The following is an 18,098-nucleotide window of genomic DNA, read 5'->3' as shown; positions in this document are numbered from 1 at the left end:
GCGCGGCGGGGCGCCGGAGTGTACGGGGCGCGGCGGGGCGGCTCTCGCGGGTACGTGCGGCCCGCTGCCGTCCGCTCCCCGGCTCCGCCACCCGCCTCCGCCCCCGCCGCTCAGCCCGCCACCCGCTCCGGGCCCGCCGCGCCGAAGTCCGCGCGGTCCGGGTCGGAGACCGCGACCGCGATCGAGGTGACCGTCTGCTCGGGGGCGCCGATCCGCGGGATCGTGCCCGAGGGCGCCCCGGCGCGGGCCGCGACGAGTGCCGCGCTCGCGCCGCCCCTGCGCCGTACCGCCCCCGGCACCAGCGGACGTCCGCCCGTGTGCAGCGCGACCGCCGTGAGCGGCACGGCGAGGAGCAGCAGCGTGGCGGCGAGCACGAGACCCATGCCGGTGAAGCCCGCCGACTCGACGAGCAGGCTCCCGGTGAGCGGGCCGCACGACACGCCGAGCGCCGACGCCGAGCCGACGAGCACCGCCCAGCGGCCGCGCGGGTCGAGCGAGGCGGCGAGGCCGATGAGGTAGGAGAGGACGACCGGGTAGCCGGTGTTCCACAGCACCTCGCCGCCCGCGAAACTCCCGAGCCCGTGCGCCGAAGCGCTCACCGCGATGCACGCGGCGATCACCACCGTGCCGAGCCCGATCGGCGCCGCGCGCCCCGCCCGCGCGCCGAGCGCCCCCGCGCCGAGCACCCCGAGGAGCCCGCCGCCGAGCGCGACGGCGAAGACCACGCCGACCGCGACCTCGCCGAGGCCCGCCTGCTCCGTGCCGATCCGCCCGCTCACGCCCCACAGCGCGTTTTGCGCGAGCGACCAGCCCGCGACCGAGAGCGCGAGCACGAGTCCTGAGCGGCGGTAGGGGAGCCGCCCCGCGGCCACGGGGACGGTGCTGTCAGCGGGGCACGCGTCGGCGAGCCCCCGCGTCGCAGGCCACACGAGCAGCGGCACCACGGCGAGCGCGAGCAGCGGGAGCCGGTGGCCCAGGCCGAAGTGGGGGAGCGTCAGGTAGAGCGCCCCCGCGGCGGCGGAGACCGAGAGCAGTCCGGCGGACGAGGCGCGGTGCGGGTCGCGCAGCGCCGCGATTCCCGAGGCGGCGACCGTCGTGGCCGTACCGGAGCCGAAGCCGCCGAGCACGACCCCGAGCACGACGAGCGGCAGTACACCGCTGAGCGCGGCGAGCCCGTAGCCGAGCGCCGCGAGGAGCAGTCCGGCACGCGCGACACGGCGTGCCCCGAAGCGTTCGACGCGCGAGGCGAGGGCGAAGCCCGCGCTCGCCGAGCCGAGCAGCAGCGCGCTGCCGACGAGCCCGGCGTGCGCAGGCGTGAGCCCGAGCCCGGAACCGATGCGCGAGACGACGGTGGGCAGGAGGTAGGAGGCGAGATAGCCGGCCGTGAAGAGAGCGACGAGGGGCCGGGCGGGGCGCGGAGGCACGGGCGGTTCCAGAGCGGGTGCGAAGCGATGGGGGAGGGGGCCGTCCGCCGTTTCGGGGCAGCGCGAAGCAGCCCGGAAGGGCGGTACGGGAGAAGGGGATCGCCACCGAACGCCGGGGCCTCCGGGCCGGCGGAAGGGCCGGTGCCGGGGCTGTGCGACGGGGCTGTGCGACGGGTGCGCGAGGCAATTTGTATCAAGCCGCTTCGTCGCCCGAAAGCCGAGTCGATGTGAACTGGGTCACTTAATGTTTGATGCGTGGCAGAGCGGGTAACCATGCCGATTCGTCGGCTGCGGACAGCCCGCGGAAGGGCTCGTCAACTCTTCTTCTAAGAACCCGAGTTGCCGTATGCGCCCGAAGTGCGCCGGGCCCGGGAGCCCTCGTGCGCTGCTCCGCTCCCACGTGCCCCGACGACCGGCGACACGCACCGCAGAGGCTCAGCCCTTCGCCGCGCGCTCCAGAATGCGTGCCGCCACCGCGGGCGAGTCCACCAGCGGGTGCAGGGCCAGCGCGCGCAGCGCCGCCGTGCGGTCCTTGAAGAGCGCCGCCTCGATCGTCGCGCGTTCGACCGCCTTGAGCTGGAGCATCAGCCCGAGTTCCGCCTCGCCGAGCGGGGCGCACGGCAGCGGGTGCGCGCCGCGCGCGTCCACCTCGCACACCGTCTCGATGATCGCGTCCGGCGGAAGCTGCGGCACCGTCGTCCCGTTCCGCACGTTCAGGATCAGCCGCGTGTCGCGCGCGTCGCCCGCGATCGCCCGCATGAGCGCGAGCGCCACCTGGTCGTAGCCGCCGCCCGCCAGGTCCTCCTCGTCGCGCTCCCAGCCGCCACTCGCCTCGCGGCTCTCCGCCATGTACGTCTCCTCGCGCTCCCTGAGCGTCGCCTCCCACAACGCGTACGCGCGCGAGGGCTCCCGCGCCGCCGCGGCGAAGAACGCCTCCTGCTGCTCGCGCAGGAACTCCCCGCGCGTCGTGCCCGCCGCGCGCACCGCCTCCAGGGCCTCGCGGCGGAAGTAGTAGTAATGCAGGTACTCGTTGGGCAGCGAACCGAGCGCGCGGAGCCAGTCGGCACCGAAGAGCCGCCCCTCCTCGAAGGACTCCAGGGCCGTACGGTCGGCGAGCAGCGCTTCGAGCAGATCCGTGCCGTCCGCCGCGCGCAGGGCGCGCAGCCACCCCAGGTGGTTGAGCCCGACATAGTCGTACGCGAGGGGACCCGGCGCGGCGCCCGCCGCCCGCGCCGCGCGCCGTACCAGACCCACGGGCGAGTCGCAGATCCCGATGACCCGCTCGCCGAGCACCCCCGCCATCGCCTCCGTCACCGTCCCCGCCGGGTTGGTGAAGTTGATGACCCACGCGTGCGGCGCCACGGCCCGTACCCGCTCCGCCAGCTCCACGGCGACCGGGACCGTGCGCAGCCCGTACAGGACCCCGCCCGCACCGACCGTCTCCTGACCCAGCACGCCCTCGGCGAGCGGCACCCGCTCGTCGGCGACACGCCCGGCGGTGCCGCCCACACGGATCGCGGAGAAGACGAAGTCGGCGCCGCGCAGGGCCTCGTCGATGTCCCCGACGGCACGCACGCGGGGCCCACCGCCCGGAAGCTGCTCCAGGACCGCGCGGATCACACCGAGGCGCACCGGGTCGCTGTCGTACAGCGTCAGCTCGTCGACCTCGCCGCCCGCCAGTGCCCCGTACACGAGCGGGACGCGGAAGCCGCCACCGCCCAGAATCGTCAGCCTCATGATCCGGAACGTACCCCACGGCGCGCGCCTCGCACCCCGCGCCCATCGGGCACACTGGCCGCAATCGCACCGACCAGGGGAGGCCCGCACCGTGAGCACCGATCCCTACGGAACCGGCCCCGCGTCCCCCCGCTCCGAACCACCCGAAGCCCTCCGCACCGAGCCCCCCGCGGCCCCCCGCCTCGACCCGCTCGCCACCGTCCGCGACCCCGCGGGACCCGCCTGCGACGTCTACCTCACAGGGACCGTCTTCCTCGACATCATCTTCACCGGGCTCGACTCCGCGCCCGTGCGCGGCACCGAGTCCTGGGCGCGCGGCATGGGCTCCAGCCCGGGCGGCGTCGCGAACATGGCCACCGCCCTCGCCCGGCTGGGCCTGCGCACCTCGCTCGCGGCCGCGTTCGGCGACGACCACTACGGCGAGTACTGCTGGGACACGCTCGCGCGGGGCGAGGGCATCGACCTGACGCCCTCGCGGCGCGTCGCGGGCTGGCACTCGCCCGTGACGGTCTCGATGGCGTACGAGGGCGAGCGCACGATGGTCTCGCACGGGCACGACGCGCCGATCCCCGCGCCCGCCCCCGAGAACGTGCCGCCCGCGCGCGCGGCCGTCGCCTCGCTCGCGCCTGGGCGGCCCGCGCCGTGGATCGCGCACGCGGCCGGGCGCGGCACGCGGGTCTTCGCGGATGTCGGCTGGGACGAGTCGGGCCGCTGGGACCTCGCGGCGCTCGGCGACCTCGGCCACTGCGAGGCCTTCCTGCCCAACGCCGAGGAGGCGATGCGCTACACGCGCACCACGTGCCCGCGCGCCGCCGCGCACGCGCTCGCCGAACACGTCCCGCTCGCCGTCGTCACGCTCGGCACGGAGGGCGCGTACGCGGTCGACGGGCGGACGGGCGAGAGCGCGGAGGTCCCCGCGATCCGCGTGCCCGCGCTCGACCCGACGGGAGCGGGGGACGTCTTCGTCGCCGGCTTCCTCACCGGCAGCCTCGCCGGGTGGCCCCTCGCCGACCGCCTCGCCTTCGCGGGCCTGACCGCCGCGCTCTCGGTGCAGGAGTTCGGCGGCTCGCTCTCGGCCCCCGGCTGGGCCGAGGTCGCCACGTGGTGGCGCCACGTCCAGGCCTACGACGACCAGGACCCCGCCGCGCTGCGCCGCTACGCCTTCCTGGACGCCCTCCTGCCCGGCACGGCCTCCTCGGCCCCGTGGCCCCGGCGCAGGGCGGTCCCGACGATCGGGTTCCGGGCGGGGGGAGAGGGCTGACGACCGGGTTCCCGGGCGGGGGAGAGGGCTGAGGGACGGGGCGAGGGCTGGGGGCGGGGCGCGAGAGCGGAGGGCGGGGACCCCCCCTCCGGCCCTCCGGCCCTCCGGCCCCGTGCAGGTCCCCCTCCGGCCCGTACGGGTCCTCCTCGCGTCGTACGGGTCCCCCTCGCGTCGTACGGGTCCGTCGTCTCACGCCGGACGGCCCCCGTGCCCCCGCGTCCGTCCCGGGAATGGTTTCGCGGTTCCGTGCGAAAAGCCCTGCGATCCGGCCGCTCGCGGGTCGTAGGCTTGGCCCCAAGAGGTTTTCGACCGGCGAGGACCTGACACAGGAGGTATGCGCAGGCCACAGTGCCGGCCCATGACTCAGACACCCACAGCCCACAGCCCGGAGCGCTCCACCGCTCGTATCACCGTCCCGGCGAAGCACCCTATGGTGACGGTCCTCGGCTCGGGCGATTCGCTGCTCCATGTCATCGAGAGCGCCTTTCCCGGCACCGACATCCACGTCCGGGGCAACGAGATCAGCGCTCAGGGACCCGCCGCCGACGTCGCCCTGCTCCAGCGCCTCTTCGACGAGATCCTCCTCGTGCTGCGCACCGGGCAGCCGATGACCGAGGACGCCGTCGAACGCACCATCGCGATGCTCCGCGCGAGCGGAACAGGCGAGCCAGGGGGTGAGGAGCACCCCGCCGAGGTCCTGACCCAGAACATCCTGTCCTCGCGCGGGCGCACCATCCGCCCCAAGACGCTCAACCAGAAGCGGTACGTCGACGCCATCGACAAGCACACGATCATCTTCGGCATCGGCCCCGCCGGTACCGGCAAGACGTACCTCGCGATGGCCAAGGCCGTGCAGGCCCTCCAGTCGAAGCAGGTCAGCCGCATCATCCTGACCCGCCCGGCCGTCGAGGCCGGCGAACGCCTCGGCTTCCTGCCCGGCACGCTCTACGAGAAGATCGACCCCTACCTGCGCCCCCTCTACGACGCCCTGCACGACATGCTCGACCCCGACTCCATCCCCCGCCTCATGGCGGCAGGAACGATCGAGGTCGCGCCGCTGGCCTACATGCGGGGAAGGACGCTGAACGAGGCGTTCATCATCCTCGACGAGGCGCAGAACACGAACCCCGAGCAGATGAAGATGTTCCTCACCCGTCTCGGCTTCGACTCCAAGATCGTCATCACGGGCGACGTCACGCAGGTCGACCTGCCCGGCGGGACGAAGAGCGGCCTGCGACAGGTGCAGGAGATCCTGGAGGGCGTGGACGAGGTGTCGTTCTCGCGGCTCAGCTCGCAGGACGTCGTCCGGCACAAACTCGTGGGCCGGATCGTTGACGCGTACGAGAAGTACGACCAGGCCCACGAGCGCGAGCAGGACCAGGGCCGCCGTCAGGGCGGTCGCGCGCGGGGCGGCCATGACGGAAACGGGAAGTAGACCGGACCAGCACCATGTCGATCGACGTCAACAACGAGTCCGGCACCGAGGCGGACGAGGAAGCCATCCTCGACATCGCCCGCTACGCCCTCGGCCGTATGCGCATCAACCCGCTCTCCGAACTCTCGGTGATCCTCGTGGACGGCCCCGCGATGGAACAGCTCCACGTGCAGTGGATGGACCTTCCGGGGCCCACCGATGTCATGTCCTTCCCGATGGACGAGCTGCGTCCCCCGGCGAAGGACGAGGAGGAGCCTCCGCCGGGGCTGCTCGGCGACATCGTGCTGTGCCCCGAGGTCGCCGAGCGGCAGGGCGCCGAGGCCCCCACGGAGCACTCGATGGACGAGGAGCTACAGCTCCTCACCGTCCACGGGGTGCTCCATCTGCTCGGCTACGACCACGAGGAGCCCGACGAGAAGGCCGAGATGTTCGGCCTCCAGCAGGCCATCGTGGACGGCTGGCGCGGCGAGCGCGGGCTCACCGGGCCCTCACCCGCGCCGACGGTGTCATGAACACCGGCCCCGGCCGTGTCATGAGCCGCCGAAAACCGGGCCGCCCCGGGGGCGCCGCGTGAGCTACCAGCTGATCAGCGGCGCCGTGGCGCTCGTCGTCGTGGCCTGGCTCGCCGCCTGCGCCGAGGCCGGGCTCGCGCGCGTCTCCAGCTTCCGCGCCGAGGAGGCCGTACGGTCCGGGCGACGCGGCAGCGCGCGCCTCGCACAGGTCGCCGCCGACCCGACCCGCTACCTCAACGTGGCCCTGCTCGTCCGGGTCGCCTGCGAGATGGCGGCCGCCGCGCTCGTCACGTACGCCTGCCTGAAGGCCTTCGACGAGACGTGGGCCGCGCTGCTCGTCGCCATCGCCGTGATGGTCCTCGTCAGCTACGTCGCCGTCGGCGTCTCGCCGCGCACGATCGGCCGTCAGCACCCGCTCAACACGGCGACGGCCGCGAGCTACGTGCTCGTACCGCTCGCCAAGGTCATGGGCCCCGTGCCCCCGCTGCTCATCCTCATCGGCAACGCGCTCACACCGGGCAAGGGCTTCCGGCGCGGGCCCTTCGCCTCCGAGGCGGAGCTGAGGGCACTCGTCGACCTCGCCGAGAAGGAGTCGCTCATCGAGGACGAGGAGCGCCGCATGGTGCACTCGGTCTTCGAGCTGGGCGACACCCTCGTGCGCGAGGTCATGGTGCCCCGTACCGACCTCGTGTCGATCGAGCGGTTCAAGACGATCCGGCAGGCGCTCACGCTCGCGCTGCGCTCGGGCTTCTCGCGCATCCCTGTCACGGGCGAGAGCGAGGACGACGTCGTCGGGATCGTCTACCTCAAGGACCTCGCCCGCAAGACGCACATCAGCCGCGACGCCGAGTCCGAGCTGGTCTCGACCGCGATGCGCCCCGCGACCTTCGTGCCCGACACGAAGAACGCGGGCGACCTGCTCCGCGAGATGCAGCAGGAGCGCAGTCACGTCGCCGTCGTCATCGACGAGTACGGCGGAACCGCGGGGATCGTCACGATCGAGGACATCCTGGAGGAGATCGTCGGCGAGATCACCGACGAGTACGACCGCGAACTGCCCCCCGTCGAGGACCTCGGCCGGGGCCGCCACCGCGTCACCGCGCGCCTCGGCACGGACGACCTCGGCGAGCTGTACGGCATCGAGGAGTTCGACGACGAGGACGTCGAGACGGTCGGCGGGCTCCTCGCCAAGGCACTCGGGCGCGTCCCCATCGCCGAGTCGTCCGCCGTCGTCGCCCTCCCCGACGGGCGCGAGCTGCGCCTGACGGCGGAATCATCGGCGGGGCGCCGCAACAAGATCGTCACGGTGCTCGTGGAGCCGGTGGGCGAGGGCGCGGAGTCCCGTACGGAAGACGCGCTGAGCAAGGAGAACGCGGGATGAAACCGGCGGCGCTGCGCGCCCTGTGCCTGTCCTTCAACGCGGCGGCCGAAGAGTTCCCCTTCGACCCGGAGATCTCGGTCTTCAAGGTCAACGGGAAGATCTTCGCCCTCACGGACCTCGGAACCGAGCCGCTCAAGGTCTCGCTCAAGTGCGAGCCCGAGGAGGCGGTGCGGCTGCGGGAGGCCCATCCGGACGTCGTCGTGCCCGGGTGGCACCTCAACAAACGGCACTGGAACACGGTGACGGTCGGGGAGCTGCCCGCGCGGCGGGTGCGCGAGATGGTGGAGGACTCCTACGACCTGGTGGTGGCGAAGCTGCCGAGGGCGGAGAGGCTCAGACTCGACCGGCCGTGAACCGGCTCCCGGTACGGGTACGGGACGGCTCCCGGTACGGGTACGGGGCGACGCCTTTCGCCGGGCGCCGCCCCGTACCCGTACCCGCTCAGGACCGCCGGGCCCGCAGCCCCACCGCGATCAGCGCCGCCGCTGCCAGGACGACGCACGCGTCGACCACGACCACGAGACGCACGCCGGACGACAGGCCGCCCGCCGCGGTCGTGGCGAGGACGCCGAGAAGCGGGATGCCGACGGTGAGGCCGACCTGCTGCGTACTCGTGACGAGGCCCGTCGCGAGACCCTGTTCCGCGTTCGGGACGCCGGAGGTCGCCGTCACCCCGTAGGAGACGATCACGCCGAGGTGCCCCGCGCTCGCCACGGCGACCGCGCCCGTCGCGAGCCACACCGACGCGGCCCCCGGGCCGAGCCCGAGGAGGGCCAGCGTCGTCAGGCCCTGGAGGAGCAGCGAGCCGACGAGCACGCGCCGCGCGCCGAAACGGCTCACGGTCCGCCCGGCGACGAGACCCGCGAGGACCGAGAGCACGCCCTGCACCCCGAAGGCGAGCCCGGTGCGGAAGGCCGACAGGTGCTGGACCTCCTGGAACCACAGCGTGAGGACGAAGACGATCGTGCTCATCATCGAGAAGGTCACGAGCCCGCCGAGGTTGCCGAAGGCGACCGTGGGCCTGCGCAGCATCCGCAACGAGACGAGCGGGTGCGCGGTACGGGACTCGACGCGCACGAAGAGCGCGAGGAGCACGAGACCGAGCGGGAGCGCCACGAGGACGTCCGGGTGGCCGAAGCCGCGCTCGGCGGCCGTGGAGAGGGCGTAGATGAGCGCGAGCAGGCCCCCCGTGACGGTGAACGCGCCCGGGAGGTCGAGGCGCGTGCGGGCGGGGACGCGGGACTCGGAGAGCAGGCCGGGGGCGAGCGGCAGCACGAGGACGGCGAAGAGCGTGAGCAGACCCATCGTGGAGCGCCAGCCGAGCAGGTCCGTGAGCGTGCCGCCGCCGACCATGCCGAGCGTGAAGCCGAGCGAGAGCAGCGTGCCGCTGATGCCGAGCGCGCGGTCGCGGCGCGGGCCCTCGGGGAACGTCGTGGTCAGCAGCGCCATCCCGGTCGGCACGATCATCGCGGCGCCGAGGCCCTGGAGGGCACGGCCGGCGAGGAAGGATGCCGGGTTCCAGGCGAGCGTCGCGAGGAGCGAGGCGGCGCCGAAGAGCGCGAGGCCGCCGAGGAAGAGCCGCCGCCTCCCGTGGAGATCACCGAGCCGCCCGGACAGGAGCAGGAAGCCGCCGGAGGGGAGGGCGAAGGCGGTGACGGCCCACTGGAGGGCGCTGTCGCCCATGCCGAGATCGCGGCCGAGCACGGGCAGCGCGACGTTCAGGACCGAGAAGTCGAGCGCCACCATGAACTGCGCCGCGCACAGGACGAAGAGGACGAGGGCGTCGCGTGCGCCGAAGCGGGGGGCACCGGGGCGGGGCGTGCCGGGGTGGGGCGTGTCGGGGTGGGGCGTGCCGGGGTGGGGCGTGTCGGGGTGGGGCGTGTCGGGGTGGGGCGTGCCGGGCCTCGGCTCCTGGCGAGGCTCCGGGCTGGTCTTGGCCGGTGGGGGTGCGGCGGGGAGTTCCGTGGTCATGGCAAAGAGCTTCCGGCGCCGGGAACAACTCCGGGCAGCCCGTACTTATGCTGGTGCCCGCACCACCAGTCAGGGCCGGAGGGGGACCGGATGACCGACACGTTCACGCCACCGCGGACGACAACGAGTGCCACGAACGGGGCCAAGGAAGTCCGGCTCCGCGAGCTGCGCGCCTTCCTCACCACCCGCCGCGCCCGCGTGCGCCCCGAGGACGTCGGCCTGCCCGCGGGCGGCCGCCGCCGCACCCCGGGGCTGCGCCGCGAGGAGGTCGCCGTCCTCGCCGGGGTCGGGCCCTCCTGGTACCAGTGGCTCGAACAGGGCCGTGACATCTCCGTCTCACCGCAGGTGCTCGACGCCGTCGCCGGGGTCCTGCGCCTGTCGAGCGCCGAGCGCCGCCACCTCTACCGCCTCGCCGGGCTCAACCCGCCCGCTCTGGAGGTCGCCCCCGACGACCTCCACATGTGCGACGGGCTCGGGCGGCTCATCGAGCACTGGCTCCCGTACCCGGCGCACATCATGGACACGTACTGGAACCTCGTGATGGCCAACCGGGCCGCCACCGAGGTACTCGGGATGCACCCCGGGCTCCCCTACAACTGCCTCATCGCCTTCTTCACCGACCCGGTCTACCGCTCCCGCGCCGTCACCTGGGAGCAGGTCGCGCCGCGCGTCGTCGCCCAGTTCCGCGCGCTGTGCGCGGAGCGGCCGGGGGACCCCGGCTTCGCGTACGTCGTCGAGGAGGCACGGCGGGCGAGCGCCGAGTTCGACGAGCTGTGGAGCCGCGGGGACGTGTCCCCCAGTGGCCAGCTGCGCAAGGAACTGCACCACCCGCTCGTCGGGCCGCTCCACATGGAGGCCACGACGCTCCAGGTCCCGGCCCGCCCCGACCTGGTCATCGTGCTGCACCTGCCGGTGCCGGGGACGGGGACGAAGGCGGCGCTGGAACGGGTGCTCGCGGAGGCGGGCGACTGAGGGAACCGAGGCGGGAAGCTGGGGCTGGGGCTGGGGCTGGGGCTGGGGCTGGGGCTGGGGCCGGGGCGGCTGCGGATGCGGCCGTGGCGGTGGGGCGCGGCGGTGGGGCGCGGCGGTGGGGCGCGGCGGTGGGGGAGCTGAGGGGGCGCGGCCGCGGGGCTGGGAGGCGGCGGTGGTGGGGCCGGGAGGCCGCGGGGTGGGGGCGCTGAGGGGCCGCGGTGGTGGGGGCGCGGTCCCTCGTGCGGCGCGCGGCTCCGTATGCTCGGCGCCATGAGTGAGAGCAGCGCGCTGGACCCCGAGGACGCCAAGATCATCACACTCGCCCGTTCCGCGCGGGCCCGCAACCAGGTGCCGGAGGGCGCCGCGGTACGGGACGAGACGGGGCGTACGTACGTGGCGGGGGCCGTCGCCCTGCCGAGCCTCGCGCTGAGCGCGCTGCGCACGGCGGTCGCGATGGCGGTCGCGAGCGGCGCCGAGTCGCTGGAGGCCGCCGCCGTCGTGACGGCCGCCGAAGCCCTCCCCGCCGAGGACCTCGCGGCGGTCGCCGACCTCGGCGGCGCGGGCACGCCCGTCTTCCTGGCGGGCCCCGACGCGGTGGTCCGGGAACGGCTCGCCGCGGGCTGAGCGGGGCGGAGGCGCGGCGGCGGGCGCGGTCGCTACGGGGGCGGGCGCGGCCGACGCACGAGGACCGGGCGCGGTCGACGTGCCGGGCTGGGTGCGGTGGTCGTGCGGGCTGGGCGCGGGGGTCGTGCGGGCTGGGCGCGGTGGTCGTGCGGGGCGTGCGCGCGCCGGGAGCCGCGGTGGTGAGGGGGCCGGGCGGGCCTTCGTGCGGTGGCCCGGTTCGGCGGCGCTCGGCGGATCGGGGAGAATGGCCCGTATGAGCGAACCCTCCACCGCCCCCGCCGCCCCGCACCGCGCGGGTTTCGCGTGCTTCGTCGGCCGTCCCAACGCGGGGAAGTCGACCCTGACCAACGCACTGGTGGGGCAGAAGGTCGCCATCACCTCGAACCGCCCGCAGACCACCCGGCACACCGTCCGCGGCATCGTGCACCGCCCCGACGCGCAGCTGATCCTGGTGGACACCCCCGGGCTGCACAAGCCGCGCACGCTCCTCGGCGAGCGTCTCAACGACGTCGTGCGGGCCACGTGGGCCGAGGTCGACGTGATCGGTTTCTGCCTCCCCGCCGACCAGAAGATCGGCCCCGGTGACCGCTTCATCGCCAAGGAACTCGCCGGGATCAAGCGGACCCCGAAGGTCGCGATCGTCACGAAGACCGACCTCGTCGACAGCAAGCGGCTCGCCGAGCAGCTCATGGCGATCGACGCGCTCGGCCGCGAGCTGGGCTTCGAGTGGGCGGAGATCGTGCCCGTGTCCGCCGTCGAGGGCAAGCAGGTCTCGCTCCTCGCCGACCTCCTCGTCCCGCTCCTCCCCGAGAGCCCCCAGCTCTACCCGGAGGGCGACCTCACCGACGAGCCCGAGCAGGTCATGGTCGCCGAGCTGATCCGCGAAGCGGCGCTCGAAGGCGTACGGGACGAGCTGCCGCACTCGATCGCGGTCGTCGTCGAGGAGATGAACCCCCGCGAGGGCCGCCCCGCCGACAAGCCGCTCCTGGACATCCACGCGAACCTCTTCATCGAGCGCTCCAGCCAGAAGGGGATTGTCATCGGCCCCAAGGGCCAGCGCCTCAAGGACGTCGGCACGAAGTCGCGCCGCCAGATCGAGGCCCTCCTCGGCACGCCGGTCTTCCTGGACCTCCACGTGAAGATCGCGAAGGACTGGCAGCGGGACCCGAAGCAGTTGAGGCGGCTGGGGTTCTAGCGGGCTTGTCGGGTGGGGTGGTGCGGGGGTGGTCGGCCGGGGGGCGGGGGCTCGGGGCTCGGGGCTCGGGGCTCGGTTGGGGTGGTGGGGTGGGCGGGCTGTCCTCGTGGCGGGCGTCAGCACAGACCCCACCCTCCCAAAGGGGAGGTGGGCCACCCGCTGCCATCAATTCTTCCGGACGCCCCACCCCGCCCCCGACCATCCCGCCGAATCTGTGGATAACTTCGCGGAACCCAGAAAACCGCTCACTCGAAAGAGTGGGTAATTGTGCGTGAAGCCTTGCGGGTGGGTCGGTGCTCACTCACCCACCAGGCGAGGGCGGTTCCCGGACTGACTGTCGTGCCGTTGCCGTTGCCGTTGCCGTTGCCGTGGGCGGAGGCCGATCCGGCGGAGTGCTCCCTGGCGTGGCCGTGGCGGACGCGGTCCCTGTCGCCGGCCAGGTGAGGACGGCGGATTCAGGCGGGGTGGTGGTGGCCGGGATGTGCTGGTGGAGCTTGTCGGCCAAGCCGATCATCTGCGACGGGAGGCCGTCCAGGAGCTGACTGTGCCCGGGTGGCCCGCGCGGCCGCGTCGGCGGAGGGCCGGGACGACGAAGGCGGCGCAGGCCGGGCCTCGTCCGCCATGACCCGTCGCCCGCGAGATGTCGTCGAGCCCGGTCGGTCGCAGCACCCCGCTTGCCCAGCGCCTCCATCCCGCGCGTCCATCCCGCGCGTCCCCGGGGTTCCGCCCGCGCGCCTGTGGGATTCGCCCGCCGTCAGGTGCCGCGTACGGGGCCCGGCTCGACCGCCTCCAGCAGGGTCGCCAGCCGCCGGAAGCCCACCGCCTCGTAGATGCGGGCCACCTTCTCGTCCGCCGCCGTGAGGAACATCGTGCGCAGGCGGCGGTCGCGTGCCTCGGCGATCAGGGTGCGCAGGACGGCGGAGGCGTGTCCGCGGCGGCGGGCCTCGGGGAGGGTGGCCACGGCGATGACCTCGGCGAGGTCGTCGAGGGTGTTGAACTGGGCGGTGGCGACCGGCCCTTCGGGCGTCTCCGCGAGAGCGAGGGCGCGCGTGCCCGCGTGGATGCGGCGGGCCGCCTCGGCTGCCTCGCGACGCAGGTCGCCCGAGGCGAGGAGTTCGGCGACGGAGCCACGGCCCTCGGGGCCCCGGTCCGTGCCGGGGTACGCGAAGCCGACGTGCGCGACGGCGATCGCGTGCTCGATGCGCCAGTCGTTCGGCGCGAGGAGCTGGGCACCGGCGGGCGGTACGGGAACGGACGCCGCCTCCGCCCGCGCGGAGTCACCCAACCCGGCTCCCGGTTCACCCGGGCCCGGCCCGGTCTCGCAGGGGTCGATGAGCAGCACCGGGTGCTCGCGCACGACCAGCCCCGCCTCCTCGCACGCGGACCGCAGCGCCGGGGCGGTCTCCGCGAGCCACTCCAGGCCGCGCGGCGCCTGCCGTTGGCGCTGGACGCGCAGCAGGTCCCGTACCTCCGCCGCCGTGAAGGCGCGGTCCCGCTCCGCCGGGTGCGGGCGCGCGGGAAAGGGGCCCTGATAGGGCTGGAGGTGCAGCACGAAGGGCCCGTACCGCTCACGTACGCGGCAGAAATCGCGCGCGACCGTCTCGTGGAACCACTCGACGCGCGCCACGACCGATGCGGTGGCGGCGGTGAGCCGTACGGGTGCGGAAGCCATGAGGACATTCAAGCCCCCGCCAAGCCTCCGCCGGGCCCTGGGCCCCAACCTCCGGGCCCCAACCTCCGCGCCCAACCTCCGGGCCCCAACCTCCGGGCCCCGACCCCGCGCCCCAACCCCGGGCCCCGACCCCGCGCCCCAACCCCGCGCCCCAACCCCGGGCACCGGGCCCCGCTTCGGCCCCCTCCCGCGCGGCCTCCTCAGGCCCTCACGCCCCTTCCTTGAGTACCCGCCGGAACAACTCCCGCTGTGCCTCGCCCAGCCGGGGGTCGGCCGCGTGGACCGTGCGGCCGTCGACGGTGAGCGTGTAGTGGAAGCCGTCCGGGACGCCGCCCTGGGGTTCGGCGGCACCTTCGCGCAGGGCCTGTTCGGCGAGTGAGCGCCACCGGGGCGCGTCCGCGGCGCCCTGCGGGCTCTCGGTGTCGATCACCCCCGTACGCCGTCCGCCCGCGAAGCCGCCCGTCCGTGTCACCTCGATACGCATACCCGTGGGCCTACCCCGTCCGCCGTGTCGAGCACCGTCCCGGTTCATGACAGGGGGACACCCACCTCCGACCACGCCTTCGTGATCGCCTCCTTCTCGTCCGCGCCGTCCGCGGCCGCGCTGGTCAGCGAAGCGAACTCGGCGAAATCGGCCGTCGACGACAGCTCGCCGCCCGTGAGCACGTCGAACCAGATGCGCCCGGCCCGCTCCCACGCGTACCCGCCGAGCGAGGTCGCGAGGAGGTAGAAGGCGCGGTTGGGGATGCCGGAGTTGATGTGGACGCCGCCGTTGTCCTCGCGCGTGTCCACGTAGTCGTCCATCGACGCGGGCTGCGGGTCCTTGCCGAGCACGTCGTCGTCGTACGCGGTGCCGGGGGCCTTCATCGAGCGCAGCGCGGTGCCCTCGACGTCGGGGGCGAGGAGTTCGTCGCCGATGAGCCAGTCCGCGTCCTCGGCGCGCTGCTGCTTCGCGTACTGCTTGACGAGGGAGCCGAAGACGTCCGACACCGACTCGTTGAGCGCGCCCGCCTGGTCCCGGTACTCCAGGTTCGCCGTGTGCTGGGTGACGCCGTGCGTCAACTCGTGGCCGATGACGTCCACCGGGAGCGTGAAGTCGAGGAAGATCTCGCCGTCCCCGTCGCCGAAGACCATCTGCTTGCCGTCCCAGAAGGCGTTGTTGTACTCGCGGTCGTAGTGGACGCTCGCGTGGAGCGGCAGCCCGCGGCCGTCGATGGAGTCGCGCCCGAAGACCTTGCGGTAGAGGTCGAAGGTCGCGCCGAGGCCCGCGTACGCGCGGTTGACGCTCGCGTCGCGCGTCGGCTCCTCGCCCTCGGCACGCACCTTGTGGCCCGGGAGACGGATGCCGTGACGGGCGTCATAGATGGTGCGGTCCGGGGTCTCGGAGGCGGTGGGGCCCCCGGCGGGCGCGGCGCGCGTGAAGGCGAGCGCGGTCTCCCGGCGCTGGAGGCGGCGGCCCGCGTCCTCGTCGAGCGTGCGGCGCGCGGCCGCGTGGCCGCCGCGTGCGAGGTGGTCGAGCAGGTGCGGGGGGACGATCGTGCAGAAGGCGTGGTGCGGGAGGTGCAGGTGAGTGTTCATGCGCTCACGGTTACCCTGCACATGCGTACTGTCACGAATCGCGGGGAAGTTTCGTACGAACGAGGGACAGATCACGTGTGGAGGTTTAGATCGCCCGGGCCCGACGGCCGATACTGGGACCGACGGAGCCGGACAACGGGGTCATGCCTCCTCCCGCATGGTGATGCGCCCTCGTATGCCTCCCCGTGCGCGCCCGCCGCACTCGCGTACCGGTGGGCCGCTCGCGTCCCGCATGGTGATACGGAGTCTCGCGCCGTGCGGGACTCGGCTAAGGTGCGGAGCATCATGCGTTTCGGGCTGCTTCTTCTTAGCTGCCGCGGCGAGGGTCTGTAGTCGTAGGCCGACCCCCTCCCCGCGGAGTGAGGTGTTGCGGTTTTCCGCCCCGTCGGCCACCTCAGCCTCAGCGGACCTCAGAGGAGCCCCCGCACATGACCACCAGCGAGCCCACCGCCGCCGCACACAGGATTCCCGCGCAGGAGACCTCCGCGCCCGGGACTGCTTCCGGGCGGCAGCCGCTCGGCAACACCTCCCACCTCCAGGCCCCCTCCGGGATGCCCTTCCACCGCTACGGCCGCTACGAGCAGGTGGACATCCCCGACCGCACGTGGCCCGAGAAGCGGATCACGAAGGCGCCCCGCTGGCTCTCCACCGACCTGCGCGACGGCAACCAGGCCCTGATCGACCCCATGTCGCCCGCCCGCAAGCGCGAGATGTTCGACCTGCTCGTACGCATGGGCTACAAGGAGATCGAGGTCGGTTTCCCGTCATCGGGGCAGACCGACTTCGACTTCGTGCGCTCCATCATCGAGGACCCCGAGGCGATCCCCGAGGACGTCACGATCTCCGTGCTGACGCAGGCCCGCGAGGAGCTGATCGAGCGGACCGTCGAATCCCTCGTCGGCGCCCGCCGCGCCAACGTCCACCTGTACAACGCGACCGCGCCCGTCTTCCGCGAGGTCGTCTTCCGGGGCAGCAAGGACGACATCAAGAAGATCGCCGTCGACGGCACCCGGCACGTCATCGCGTACGCGGAGAAGCTGCTGGGCCCCGAGACGGTCTTCGGCTACCAGTACTCGCCGGAGATCTTCACGGACACCGAGCTGGACTTCGCGCTGGAGGTCTGCGAGGCGGTCATGGAGGTCTGGCAGCCGGGCCCCGGCCGCGAGATCATCCTCAACCTGCCCGCCACCGTGGAGCGTTCGGCCCCCTCGACCTACGCCGACCGCTTCGAGTGGATGTCGCGCAACCTGTCGCACCGCGAGCACGTCTCGCTCTCCGCGCACCCCCACAACGACCGCGGCACCGCCGTCGCCGCCGCCGAACTCGCCGTCATGGCGGGCGCCGACCGCGTCGAGGGCTGCCTGTTCGGGCAGGGCGAGCGCACCGGGAACGTGGACCTGGTGACGCTCGGCATGAACCTCTTCTCGCAGGGCGTCGACCCGCAGATCGACTTCTCGGACATCGACGAGATCCGCCGCACCGCCGAGTACTGCAACCAGATGGAGGTGCACCCGCGCCACCCCTACGCGGGCGACCTCGTCTACACCGCCTTCTCCGGCTCCCACCAGGACGCCATCAAGAAGGGGTTCGAGGCCCTGGAGCAGCGCGCCGCGCGCGAGGGCAAGCAGCTGGGCGACGTCGAGTGGGCCGTCCCCTACCTGCCCATCGACCCCAAGGACGTGGGCCGCTCCTACGAGGCCGTGATCCGCGTCAACTCGCAGTCCGGCAAGGGCGGCGTCGCGTACGTCCTCAAGAACGACCACAAGCTGGACCTGCCGCGCCGTATGCAGATCGAGTTCTCGCGCATCATCCAGGCGCGCACGGACGCCGAGGGCGGCGAGGTCACCCCGGCCGAGATCTGGAACGTCTTCCAGGACGAGTACCTGCCGAACTCCGCGAACCCGTGGGGCCGCGTGCAGGTACGCACCGGGCAGACCACCGCGCAGACCGAGAACGGCCTGGACAAGCTCACCGTGCAGGCCGTCGTGGACGGCGTCGACACCGAGCTGACCGGCAGCGGCAACGGCCCGATCTCCGCGTTCTTCGACGCCCTCCAGGGCGTCGGCATCGACGCGCGCCTGCTCGACTACCAGGAGCACACGCTGAGCGAGGGCGCGAGCGCCCAGGCCGCCTCGTACATCGAGTGCGCCGTCGGCGACCGCGTCCTGTGGGGCATCGGCATCGACGCCAACACGACGCGCGCCTCGCTCAAGGCGGTCGTCTCCGCCGTCAACCGCGCGGGCCGCTGAGGCACTTGCCCGTACGCGGGTGAGCCTCGCGCCCGTACGGGAGCGACGCCGGGCGGTACGGGGGCGACCTCCCCGTACCGCCGCGGC

Annotated in this window: 15 protein-coding genes; 9 read left to right on the top strand and 6 right to left on the bottom strand. The window is 73.5% G+C overall.

The annotated features are described in order from the left end of the window. Positions 1-110: 110 nt before the first annotated feature. Both ACQYWQ_RS08525 and ACQYWQ_RS08520 read right to left on the bottom strand, forming a co-directional pair. On the bottom strand, positions 111-1,424 hold the full coding sequence (locus ACQYWQ_RS08525; protein ID WP_431033444.1) for an MFS transporter: 1,314 nt from the start codon (positions 1,422-1,424) through the stop codon (positions 111-113). Between the two features lie 435 nt (positions 1,425-1,859). Further along, positions 1,860-3,161: a 6-phospho-beta-glucosidase gene (locus ACQYWQ_RS08520; protein ID WP_431033442.1), complete on the bottom strand. Its 1,302-nt coding sequence runs from the start codon at positions 3,159-3,161 to the stop codon at positions 1,860-1,862. Between the two features lie 91 nt (positions 3,162-3,252). On the opposite strand from ACQYWQ_RS08520, the gene ACQYWQ_RS08515 reads away from it, so the two are divergent. The 5 genes from ACQYWQ_RS08515 to ACQYWQ_RS08495 all read left to right on the top strand — a co-directional run bounded on the left by ACQYWQ_RS08515 (position 3,253) and on the right by ACQYWQ_RS08495 (position 8,103). Beyond that, a complete protein-coding gene (locus ACQYWQ_RS08515) occupies positions 3,253-4,422 on the top strand; it encodes a carbohydrate kinase family protein (protein WP_431033440.1) in 1,170 nt (389 codons plus the stop codon). A gap of 358 nt (positions 4,423-4,780) precedes the next feature. Beyond that, positions 4,781-5,857, top strand: a complete 1,077-nt coding sequence (locus ACQYWQ_RS08510; protein ID WP_431033438.1) for a PhoH family protein — start codon at positions 4,781-4,783, stop codon at positions 5,855-5,857. 14 nt (positions 5,858-5,871) lie between these two features. Continuing rightward, positions 5,872-6,369: an rRNA maturation RNase YbeY gene (gene ybeY, locus ACQYWQ_RS08505; protein ID WP_431033436.1), complete on the top strand. Its 498-nt coding sequence runs from the start codon at positions 5,872-5,874 to the stop codon at positions 6,367-6,369. Between the two features lie 58 nt (positions 6,370-6,427). Further along, on the top strand, positions 6,428-7,750 hold the full coding sequence (locus ACQYWQ_RS08500; protein ID WP_431033434.1) for a hemolysin family protein: 1,323 nt from the start codon (positions 6,428-6,430) through the stop codon (positions 7,748-7,750). After that, the gene (locus ACQYWQ_RS08495; protein WP_431033431.1) at positions 7,747-8,103 is read left to right on the top strand and encodes an MmcQ/YjbR family DNA-binding protein; all 357 of its coding nucleotides are present in this window, start codon (positions 7,747-7,749) and stop codon (positions 8,101-8,103) included. Before ACQYWQ_RS08500 ends, ACQYWQ_RS08495 begins: the two co-directional genes overlap by 4 nt. Positions 8,104-8,191: 88 nt before the next feature. Here the strand turns inward: ACQYWQ_RS08495 and ACQYWQ_RS08490 are convergent, their stop codons facing one another. Continuing rightward, the gene (locus ACQYWQ_RS08490) at positions 8,192-9,721 is read right to left on the bottom strand and encodes an MFS transporter (RefSeq protein ID WP_431033429.1); all 1,530 of its coding nucleotides are present in this window, start codon (positions 9,719-9,721) and stop codon (positions 8,192-8,194) included. A gap of 90 nt (positions 9,722-9,811) precedes the next feature. Here ACQYWQ_RS08490 and ACQYWQ_RS08485 point away from each other — a divergent pair, with 90 nt between their 5' ends. From ACQYWQ_RS08485 to era, 3 genes are all read left to right on the top strand, one after another. After that, positions 9,812-10,693, top strand: a complete 882-nt coding sequence (locus tag ACQYWQ_RS08485; protein WP_431033427.1) for a helix-turn-helix transcriptional regulator — start codon at positions 9,812-9,814, stop codon at positions 10,691-10,693. Between the two features lie 270 nt (positions 10,694-10,963). Then, positions 10,964-11,317, top strand: a complete 354-nt coding sequence (locus tag ACQYWQ_RS08480; RefSeq protein WP_431033424.1) for a cytidine deaminase — start codon at positions 10,964-10,966, stop codon at positions 11,315-11,317. Between the two features lie 244 nt (positions 11,318-11,561). Next, positions 11,562-12,512: a GTPase Era gene (gene era / locus ACQYWQ_RS08475; protein WP_431033422.1), complete on the top strand. Its 951-nt coding sequence runs from the start codon at positions 11,562-11,564 to the stop codon at positions 12,510-12,512. Between the two features lie 754 nt (positions 12,513-13,266). Here era and ACQYWQ_RS08470 read toward each other — a convergent pair. From ACQYWQ_RS08470 to ACQYWQ_RS08460, 3 genes are all read right to left on the bottom strand, one after another. Next, positions 13,267-14,184 (bottom strand): GNAT family N-acetyltransferase, encoded by a 918-nt coding sequence (locus ACQYWQ_RS08470; protein WP_431033420.1) that lies wholly within the window; start codon positions 14,182-14,184, stop codon positions 13,267-13,269. Positions 14,185-14,392: 208 nt separating this feature from the next. Then, positions 14,393-14,668: a protealysin inhibitor emfourin gene (locus tag ACQYWQ_RS08465; RefSeq protein WP_431033418.1), complete on the bottom strand. Its 276-nt coding sequence runs from the start codon at positions 14,666-14,668 to the stop codon at positions 14,393-14,395. 44 nt (positions 14,669-14,712) lie between these two features. Further along, complete coding sequence (locus ACQYWQ_RS08460) at positions 14,713-15,762, bottom strand: M4 family metallopeptidase (RefSeq protein WP_431033416.1); 1,050 nt, start codon at positions 15,760-15,762, stop codon at positions 14,713-14,715. 551 nt (positions 15,763-16,313) lie between these two features. Between ACQYWQ_RS08460 and leuA the strand changes: the two genes are divergently transcribed. Then, on the top strand, positions 16,314-18,011 hold the full coding sequence (gene leuA / locus ACQYWQ_RS08455) for a 2-isopropylmalate synthase (RefSeq protein WP_431039113.1): 1,698 nt from the start codon (positions 16,314-16,316) through the stop codon (positions 18,009-18,011). Positions 18,012-18,098 lie beyond the last annotated feature (87 nt).

It is taken from the genome of Streptomyces sp. P6-2-1 (assembly GCF_050613165.1).
Lineage (GTDB): Bacteria > Actinomycetota > Actinomycetes > Streptomycetales > Streptomycetaceae > Streptomyces.
Note: the sequence above shows the minus strand (reverse complement) of the source record. Positions and strands in the feature narration are given on the sequence as shown.